The organism is Actinophytocola sp. (assembly GCF_035634895.1).
In the GTDB taxonomy this organism is placed as follows: Bacteria; Actinomycetota; Actinomycetes; order Mycobacteriales; family Pseudonocardiaceae; genus Actinophytocola.
Window position 1 is genome coordinate 1 of sequence record NZ_DASQCC010000073.1, and the last position, 7,785, is coordinate 7,785.

Here is a 7,785-nt window from a genome sequence, read left to right on the forward strand (position 1 = left end):
CCAGCGCCGGGCCGACGGACGGCTCCAGCACGTTCCAGGTCGACTGTACTGCCGTGAAGACCGGGGTTCCCTGCCGTTCCAGCGCCAGTGCCCGGCGCACCACGTCGGCCTGTGCGGGTCCGGACGTCGAGAAGCCGACCCGTACGGGTAGCGCGGCAAGGGCGTCCTGGAGCGCCAGGTCGTCGAACAGCGGGCTGTCCGGGGTCAGGGAATGCACCTGGTACAGGGCGAGATGTTCGCCCAGCAAACCCGTGCTCTCCGCCCACTGGGCGCGAAACCGGTCGAGTGTGTGGGACTTCTCCTCGTGCACGGCCGCGTCCGTGCGCCAGCCGCCCACGTAGGCGTAGCCCCACTTGCTGGACACCGTCACCGCGGCAGGCGAGCGGGCGTCGAGCCAGCCGGCCAGGAACTCCTCGGCACGGCCGTAGGAACGGGCCACGTCCATCCAGCGGACGCCCGCGTCGTACGCGGCGTCGAGCACTGCCCACGACGCCGCACGCATGTCGTCCACGGAACGCGAAGGCGGCAGCTCGGACCGGCCGACGTTGATGTACGCCGGCCGGCCGAGTGCCGCCAGTCCGAGTCCGAACCTATCGAGCACGGTTCAAGAGTCCGGCCGACCCTCCGTTGACGAGGCCGCCGCCGGGCACGGTCGGCCTGTTGCGAACCGTACCCACCTACAGGTACTGGCCCGTGTTCGTCGCGGTGTCGATCGCCCGCCCCGACTCCTGGTTCTTGCCGGTGACGAGGGTTCGGATGTACACGATCCGCTCCCCCTTCTTGCCGGAGATTCGTGCCCAGTCGTCCGGGTTCGTGGTGTTCGGCAGGTCCTCGTTCTCCGCGAACTCGTCGACGATCGCGTCCAGCAGGTGCTGCACGCGCAGGCCGGGCTGCTTGGTCTCCAGCACCGACTTGATCGCCGCCTTCTTCGCCCGGTCCACGATGTTCTGGATCATCGCGCCCGAGTTGAAGTCGCGGAAGTACAGGACCTCCTTGTCACCGTTGGCGTAGGTGACCTCGAGGAACCGGTTGTCCTCCGTCTCCTCGTACATCCGCTCGACCGTGTGCTGGATCATCGCGTCGATCGTGGCCTTGGGGTCGCCCGCGAACTCGGCGAGGTCCTCGGTGTGGATCGGCAGGCTCGACGTCAGGTACTTCGAGAAGATGTCCCGCGCCGCCTCCGCGTCCGGCCGCTCGATCTTGATCTTGACGTCCAGGCGGCCGGGCCGCAGGATCGCCGGGTCGATCATGTCCTCGCGGTTGGACGCGCCGATGACGATGACGTTCTCGAGGCCCTCGACGCCGTCGATCTCGCTGAGCAGCTGCGGCACGATCGTGGTCTCCACGTCCGAGGAGACACCGCTGCCCCGGGTGCGGAAGATCGAGTCCATCTCGTCGAAGAACACGATGACCGGTGTGCCCTCCGAGGCCTTCTCCCGCGCGCGCTGGAAGATCAGCCTGATGTGCCGCTCGGTCTCACCCACGAACTTGTTGAGCAGCTCCGGGCCCTTGATGTTCAGGAAGTACGACTTGGCCTCGTGTGCCTTGCCGTCGCCCCGGGCCGCCGCCACCTGCTTGGCCAGCGAGTTCGCCACCGCCTTGGCGATGAGTGTCTTGCCACAGCCGGGCGGACCGTAGAGCAGGACGCCCTTCGGCGGCCGCAGCTCGTACTCGCGGAACAGCTCCGCGTGCAGGAACGGCAGCTCCACCGCGTCGCGGATCTGCTCGATCTGCCGGAACAGGCCGCCGATGTCCTCGTAGCGGACGTCGGGCACCTCCTCCAGCACCAGGTCCTCGACCTCGGCCTTGGGCACCCGCTCGTAGGCGTAGCCCGACTTCGAGTCGACCAGCAGCGAGTCACCCGGCTTGAGCGTCGACTCCCGCAGCGGGTCGGCGAGCCACACCACACGCTCCTCGTCGGCATGCCCGACGACGAGCGCGCGCAGCGGCGGCGAGTCGTCCGCCTCCGCGAGCAGCTCGCGCAGGGTCGACACCTCACCGATCCGCTCGAAGGCGCCGGCCTCGACGATGGTCAGCGCCTCGTTCAGCCGTACGGACTGACCGCGACGCAGGTCACCCACCTCGACCGCGGGCGAACACGCCACCCGCATCTTCCGGCCCGCGGTGAACACGTCCACCGTGCCGTCCTCGTGTCCCAAGAGGAACACGCCGTAGCCGCTCGGCGGCTGCGCGAGCCGGTCGACCTCCTCCCGGAGCGCGAGGAGCTGGCTCCTCGCCTCCCGCAGGGTCTCGACCAGCTTGGCGTTACGCTCAGTCAACTGGCTGACTCGCTCGGACGCCTCGGCCAGCCGCTGCTCGAGCAGGCGGGCATGCCGAGGCGAGTCCGTCAGTTTCCGGCGCAGCAGCGCTACTTCCTCTTCGAGAAACCGGATCTGGGCAGCCTCGGACGGCTCATGCCCAGTACCCGGCTCCGGTCCAGCGCCGTGCTCGTCGGCCTCCTCTGGCCGACCACCGGGACGATCGTGCTGCATGTCGGCACCTCCTCCCGAATTTCTACTTACCCACACGGTACCGGTGAAGACCGACAAAAGAAGACCATCCACATCTCGGAACCGTCGCGTCACACCGTGGAAACGGACACTGTCGGAAGTGGATTAGGCCATCTCGGCGCGTGATGGAACCACCTACCCGCTACGGTGCGTCAGATAGTCGGCCGGTCATGGGGGTGCCGGCGGCAGCTCGAACACTTTCAGGCGGGGGCCCGCCGCGAACTAGGGAGATGCAAGCGATGTCACAACCGCCGCAGCAGCCGGGATGGGGTGGGCAGCCCGGCTGGGGGCAGCAGCCCGGCCCGGGTCAGCAGCCTGGCGGCTACCCGCAGCAGGGTGGTTATCCCCAGCAGGGTGGATACCAGCAGCCCGGTGGCGGATACCAGCAGCCCGGGAGTGGGTACCAGCAGCAGCAGCCCGGTGGCGGCTATCCGCAGACCGGTCCGCAGCAGTACGGCCAGCAGCCCTACGGCCAGCCCCAGTACGGGCAGCCCACCGGCTACGGGTACCCGCCACGGAAGAAGAGCCCGATGCCGTGGATCCTCGCCGGTGGTGGCGTGGTCGTCGTGGCCGTGGTCGTGGTGCTGATCATCAGTCTCACCGGGGGCGCGGACACGGGCAGTCCAGAAGGCGTGGCCGAGGCGGCGGTGTCCGCCGCCAACGACCAGGACTACGACAAGCTCGTCGAGCTCACGTGCAACGCCGACAAGGAAGACGTCAAGAAGAACGTCGACCCCGGGGAGATCGACTCCTCGCTCGCCGGCGTCAAGATGAACTTCGAGCTGGGCAAAGTCGAGAAGAAGGGCGACGACGCGGCGACGGCCGAGGTCACGATCACCTTCAGCAACGTGCCCGAGGAGGCCAAGCAGTACCTGAAGGAGACGAAGGGTGTGCTGAACCTCAAGAAGGAGAGCGGCGACTGGTGTGTCTCGGGTCTCGGTTCGGGCTCTCCCAGCTGAGTCGCAACGGATTGGTCAACGCGGCGGTCGTCGGGCGTGTCCCGGCGACCGCCGCTGTCGTGCGGCTCTCCTACGATGGGTTTCGTCCCGGTGTTCGCGGGAACGGACGGCGCGCCGGCTCCGTCTTCAGAGTGTGATGATGTGTGAGGAGTTCGGGGCCAAGAGATGAGCTATCCACCGCAGCAGCCCGAGCAGCCGTCCTACCAGGGCCTCGGCGCCTTTTCGGGTGGCCCGCCGAAGAAGCGCAACAACGGCAAGATCGTGGCCATCGTCGCGATCGCCGTGCTGGTGCTCGCGGGCGGTGGGTTGACGACCTACTTCATCACGAAGAGCGACGACAAGCCCAGCGACAGCGCGTCCTCCGAACGGAGCAGCGACAGCTCGTCGAAGGACACGGGTAGCGACGACTCCTCGACCGGCGACAAGTCATCAGATCGTGACCAAGGTCAAGGCAGCGACGACCCGGACGCCAGCAACACTCCAGACGACGTCCGCGACGACTACATGGCCGCGTACGAGAACAACGACTTCGCCGACGTGGTCAAGAACGCGTGCGCGGCCTACAAGAAGAAGTTCGGCACGGACACCTCGGACCTGGAGGGCAAGCTCCAGGACTACTCCATCACCGCGACGGCGGACGGCGACGTGGACGTCGACAGCAAGAACCCCGACACGGCCAGCGCGAAGATCGACCTGGTGCTCGCCGGCCCCGACCAGACCCAGGACGCGAAGATCCTCATCAAGATCGTCGACGAGAGCGGCAGGTGGCGGTTCTGCGGCGAGGACGAGGCCTGACCAACCGCAGACCAGCATCGGAGCGAGAGTCATGACGTATCCGCCGCAGCCGGGTCAGCCAGACCCGTACGGCCCGACGCGGGGACAGCCGGCGCCGTACGGCCAGCAGCCCGTGCCCGGGCAGTACGGGCACCAGGGCCAGCAGCCCCCGGCCGGGCAGTACGGGCAGTACGGGCAGCCACAGGGTCAGTACCAGTACGGGCAGCAGCCGTACGGCGGTCAGCCCGGTGGCCCGCCGCCCAGGAACAAACGGGGCATGATCATCGCGATCGTCGTGATCGCGGTGCTGGTGCTGGGTGGCGGCGGCCTGACGGTGTGGCTGCTCACCAGGGGCGACGACGGCGGGAACAGCGCCGGCCAGGAGACGACCGGTCAGACCACCGGCGAGCAGCCCACCGAGGACACGCCGACCGGTGAGAAGTCCACCCCCGGCGGTGGGGGCGGTGGCAGCGAGGCGGACCTGAAGGCCGTGGCGCAGAGCTACTTCGAGGCCCTGAACAGCCGGGACGAGTCCGCCGCGACCAAGCTGACCTGCACCGGGGACGGCCCGGGTGTGCTGTACACCGCGCTGCCCGAGGACGTGAAGGTGGAGTTCGACCGGGCCGACATGGCCTCGGACGTCTCGGCGACCGTCTTCTACAAGCTGAAGGACAGCACGAGCGATCAGTCGGCGCCCATTTTCATGGCATTCAAGGACGGAGCCTGGTGTGTCTCAACCTGACGGGCCTGGAGCCGAGACGCCGGACGGCGAGAAGCCGGCCGACGAGTCTCCGGCCGACGACACGGCCGTCGTCTCGACCGGGGAGGCCGAGAACGAGACGACCGAGACGACCAACGAGACGACCGAGGAGACGACCGAGGAGCCTGCCGTCGAGGCGCCCGCCAGCCGGCGGAAGGTCTGGCTGTTCTCGATCGCCGCGGTCGTCGTGCTGGTCGTCGCCGGGCTGGTCGCCTTCGCACTGACCAGGGGCGACTCGACCAAGGACGCCAGCGGGCCGGGGGTGCCGACCATCCAGGACTCGAACGCGCCGAGCACCAGGGCACCGGTGTCGCCGCCCGCCGTCGGCACGACCGCCACGATCACGGCGCCGTCGTCCACCGCGACGGCCGCGCCGCCGGCCGCGGACGCCGGCAACGTGGAGTCCGTGGCCGAACAGGCCGCGACGGCGATCACCAACGCGGACGTCAAGACACTCGCTCAGCTCAGCTGCGACCCCAGCTCCGCTGGCGAGGAGGACACGTTCCCCACCGACGCGACGGTCGAGGTCATCGGCGAGCCCCAGGTCAACGGCGAGACCGCGACGATCACCGTCCGGGTGACGATCAAGGGCGTCGACCCCACGGAGATCCCGATGCCCCTGACCAAGCAGGACGGCCGCTGGTGCATCCCCTGAGCGGCCAGGCCCGCTAGGTGGTCTGGCGGCCTCGGCGCTGCGGGCGCGGGGTGACCACGCCGTCGGCCAGGCGGCGGGCGGTCAGCAGGAACGCGGTGTGGGCGACCATCCGGTGGTCGGGGCGCACCGCGAGGCCCACCACGTGCCAGGGGCGCATCAGCGTCTCCCAGGCCTCGGGCTCGGTCCAGCACTGCTGCTCGCGCAGTGCCTCGGTGACCTTGGACAGCTGGGTCGTGGTCGCCACGTAGACCACGAGGACGCCACCGGGGATCAGGCTCTCGGCGACGGTCTCCAGCATCTCCCACGGGGACAGCATGTCCAGGATCGCCCGGTCCACCTCGCCCTCGTGGGTGGCCAGATCCTTGACCCGCAGGTCCCAGTTGTCGGGGCGCTCGCCGAAGAAGTGGGTGACGTTGCGTACGGCGTGCTCGGCGTGGTCCTCACGGATCTCGTAGGAGGTGACCGAGCCCTCCGGGCCGACGGCACGCAGCAGCGAGCAGGTCAGCGCACCGGAGCCGGCGCCGGCCTCCAGCACCCGCGCACCGGGAAAGATGTCGCCCCACATCACGATCTGCCCGGTGTCCTTGGGGTAGATCACCTGCGCGCCGCGCGGCATGGACAGCACGTAGTCGGCCAGGCGCGGCCGCAGCGCGAGGTACGCGGTGCCGCCCGCCGAGGTGACCACCGAGCCCTCGTCCTGCCCGATGAGGTCGTCGTGCGCCACCGCGCCGCGGTGGGTGTGGTAGTACTCCCCCGGCGTGAGCACGAGCGTGTAGTGCCGCCCCTTCGGATCGGTGAGCTGTACCCGGTCGCCCACCTGGAACGGCCCGCTCGCCCTTGCCTCCGTCACCCGATTCCCTCCCGTGTCCGAGTTGGCCCACCCGGCGCCACTCACGTCGGCTGATCGTCCCAGACCCAGATCCCGCCAATGTCCCCGACCGGCACTACCCTGGCCGGGCGAGGCGAAATCGATCAAAAGGGGGATCATGACCTACCCACCGCAACCACCGGGTCCGCAGGACCCCTACGGCCAGCAGCAGCCCTACGGCCAGCAACCGTACGGCCAGCAACCGCCCTACGGTTCGCAGCAGCCTTATGGCCAGCAGCAGCCGTACGGCCAGCAACCGTACGGGCAGCAGCCCTACGGCGCCCCGGGGCAGCAGCAGTGGGGTCAGCCGGGCTACCCGATGGGACCGCCGCCGAAGAAGTCGCGGACCGGTCTGATCACCACCATCGTGATCGTCGCGGTGCTCGTGATCGGTGGCGGTGGCATCGCCGCGTTCCTGTTGCTGCGCGACGACGGCAACGCCAGCGACAGCGCCGACAACGCCCGGGAGACCGCGGACGCCTTCGCCAAGGAGCTCAGCACCCAGCTCAGCAGGCCCATCGGGGACGTCAACCTCTCGTCGCTCCAGCCGCTCACCTGCTCGGCCGACTACAAGAAGCTCAACGACGAGCTGGGCGAGGCACGCGACGACCAGTCCAGCGCCACGAAGAAGCCCGACGCCAAGAAGGTCACGTTCAGCATCTCCGAGTTCAAGGAGTCGAGCGGCGGCGCCACCTTCAAGATGACGCCGAAGGCCGCGGGCGAGGACGCCGAGGACCCGCTCGACATGAAGGTCATCAAGGAGAGCGGCCGTTTCAAGGCCTGTGGGCTCTACGACCAGTCGTCGTCGGGGGGCGGCAGGGAACCCGAGCCGGACAGGCCCACGTCCAGGAGCGGCGGCGACGGCAACGAGTCCATCCCGAACCCGATCCCGACGAGCTAGCGGCGGGAGGTTCTTCGGTCGGCCAAGCGCCGGGACGCGCTAGGAACGCGGCCGTCCGGACAGGCTGGCACGCAGGTCCTCCCGGTGGAGCACCCCGGCGGGCCTGCCCTCCCCGTCCACGACGAGGAACTGCCAGGCGGCCGTCTCCGCGACCCGCTCGGCGATCTCCTCGCCCGGCTCGGAGTCCAGCAGCACCGACTCCGGCCGGATGGGCTCCGCGGCCTGCTCGGCCGGCGCCATCGGGGACCGCTCGGCCAGCCGCTGCGCGGCGACCTGGTCGAGCAGCCCCGCCGCGACGCCGTCGGCACGGACGAGCACCACACCCCGGCCAGCGGCGGCGCTGAGGGCGTCCGCGACC

The 7,785-nt window shown here is 69.3% G+C and carries 8 protein-coding genes and 1 pseudogene; 5 read left to right on the top strand and 4 right to left on the bottom strand.

The window, feature by feature from the left end:
* Both VET29_RS10435 and arc read right to left on the bottom strand, forming a co-directional pair.
* A partial coding sequence (locus VET29_RS10435) for an aldo/keto reductase (RefSeq protein WP_324918317.1) occupies positions 1–601 on the bottom strand: 601 nt, incomplete at its 3' end.
* 76 nt (positions 602–677) lie between these two features.
* Entirely contained in the window at positions 678–2,492 is a 1,815-nt protein-coding gene (gene arc, locus VET29_RS10440) for a proteasome ATPase (RefSeq protein ID WP_324918320.1), read from the bottom strand.
* Between the two features lie 257 nt (positions 2,493–2,749).
* Here arc and VET29_RS10445 point away from each other — a divergent pair, with 257 nt between their 5' ends.
* The 4 genes from VET29_RS10445 to VET29_RS10460 all read left to right on the top strand — a co-directional run bounded on the left by VET29_RS10445 (position 2,750) and on the right by VET29_RS10460 (position 5,658).
* A complete protein-coding gene (locus VET29_RS10445; protein ID WP_324918323.1) occupies positions 2,750–3,469 on the top strand; it encodes a hypothetical protein in 720 nt (239 codons plus the stop codon).
* Positions 3,470–3,634: 165 nt separating this feature from the next.
* The gene (locus VET29_RS10450; RefSeq protein ID WP_324918326.1) at positions 3,635–4,264 is read left to right on the top strand and encodes a hypothetical protein; all 630 of its coding nucleotides are present in this window, start codon (positions 3,635–3,637) and stop codon (positions 4,262–4,264) included.
* A gap of 31 nt (positions 4,265–4,295) precedes the next feature.
* Positions 4,296–4,985 (top strand): hypothetical protein, encoded by a 690-nt coding sequence (locus VET29_RS10455; RefSeq protein ID WP_324918331.1) that lies wholly within the window; start codon positions 4,296–4,298, stop codon positions 4,983–4,985.
* The gene (locus VET29_RS10460) at positions 4,972–5,658 is read left to right on the top strand and encodes a hypothetical protein (protein ID WP_324918335.1); all 687 of its coding nucleotides are present in this window, start codon (positions 4,972–4,974) and stop codon (positions 5,656–5,658) included. Before VET29_RS10455 ends, VET29_RS10460 begins: the two co-directional genes overlap by 14 nt.
* 13 nt (positions 5,659–5,671) lie before the next feature.
* Here the strand turns inward: VET29_RS10460 and VET29_RS10465 are convergent, their stop codons facing one another.
* Positions 5,672–6,508 (bottom strand): tRNA (adenine-N1)-methyltransferase, encoded by an 837-nt coding sequence (locus VET29_RS10465; protein WP_324918338.1) that lies wholly within the window; start codon positions 6,506–6,508, stop codon positions 5,672–5,674.
* Between the two features lie 136 nt (positions 6,509–6,644).
* Here VET29_RS10465 and VET29_RS10470 point away from each other — a divergent pair, with 136 nt between their 5' ends.
* Positions 6,645–7,427 (top strand): hypothetical protein, encoded by a 783-nt coding sequence (locus VET29_RS10470; RefSeq protein ID WP_324918341.1) that lies wholly within the window; start codon positions 6,645–6,647, stop codon positions 7,425–7,427.
* A gap of 39 nt (positions 7,428–7,466) precedes the next feature.
* Here VET29_RS10470 and VET29_RS10475 read toward each other — a convergent pair.
* Positions 7,467–7,785, bottom strand: a pseudogene (locus VET29_RS10475) (site-2 protease family protein); the annotation flags it as partial.

What these genes read in the sequence shown, in the direction of transcription:
- VET29_RS10450 (WP_324918326.1), top strand. Translation starts at nt 3,635, where the DNA reads ATGAGCTATCCACCGCAGCAGCCCGAGCAGCCGTCCTACCAGGGCCTC.
- VET29_RS10470 (WP_324918341.1), top strand. Translation starts at nt 6,645, where the DNA reads ATGACCTACCCACCGCAACCACCGGGTCCGCAGGACCCCTACGGCCAG.
- VET29_RS10445 (WP_324918323.1), top strand. Translation starts at nt 2,750, where the DNA reads ATGTCACAACCGCCGCAGCAGCCGGGATGGGGTGGGCAGCCCGGCTGG.
- VET29_RS10455 (WP_324918331.1), top strand. Translation starts at nt 4,296, where the DNA reads ATGACGTATCCGCCGCAGCCGGGTCAGCCAGACCCGTACGGCCCGACG.
- arc (WP_324918320.1), bottom strand. Translation starts at nt 2,492, where the DNA reads ATGCAGCACGATCGTCCCGGTGGTCGGCCAGAGGAGGCCGACGAGCAC.